At 67.1% G+C, this 501-nt stretch carries 1 protein-coding gene; it reads left to right on the forward strand.

Going from position 1 to position 501, the window contains the following annotated elements; genetic code table 11:
• On the forward strand, positions 1–254 hold a 254-nt coding region (locus tag DAI20_RS20555; protein ID WP_205781559.1), incomplete at its 5' end, for a hypothetical protein.
• Between the last annotated feature and the right edge of the window lie 247 nt (positions 255–501).

Below are 501 nucleotides of genomic sequence, written 5' to 3' on the forward strand. Positions count from 1 at the left end.
GCCTCGCGGCGCACTGCCGCGGTGCGTTCGGCGGGATGCCTGGACGCTCACGGCCGGAAGTGTACCCCTATCGCAGGGCAGGGACAGGCGCCGGCTGGAACCCAGCGTATCGTGATCGCTTCGAAGCTCGGTATGTGTCGGATTTCACTGTCTTCCCGAAGATGGGGGTGGCAGCGGGCGACACCAGCGGGACCGGCGGGGTCGTTCAAGTCCTGTGTGGCTGGATGAAGGCGCGTCGTCTCTCCATCCGGTGAGACCGGGCATTCCGGTTTGCCTGCCCGAGTGCGTTAAACTGGGGCATTGTGCGGCGCGCGGACCGGGTGGTCCCAGCCTGCCAACCCGCCGCAGGGGCCGCAGTTTGCGACGGTGCCCCTAGACGATGAAGTGCCAGCCGCCCCACGGGCCGGCGGCCATACCAAGACGGACTCATGAGCGACAAACCGCTGACCGATTTGACCTTTTCCTCCTTCGAGCTGCACCCGGCCCTGCAGGCCGGCCTTG

Origin of the sequence: Planctomonas deserti (assembly GCF_003067705.1) — a bacterium.
Lineage (GTDB): Bacteria > Actinomycetota > Actinomycetes > Actinomycetales > Microbacteriaceae > Planctomonas > Planctomonas deserti.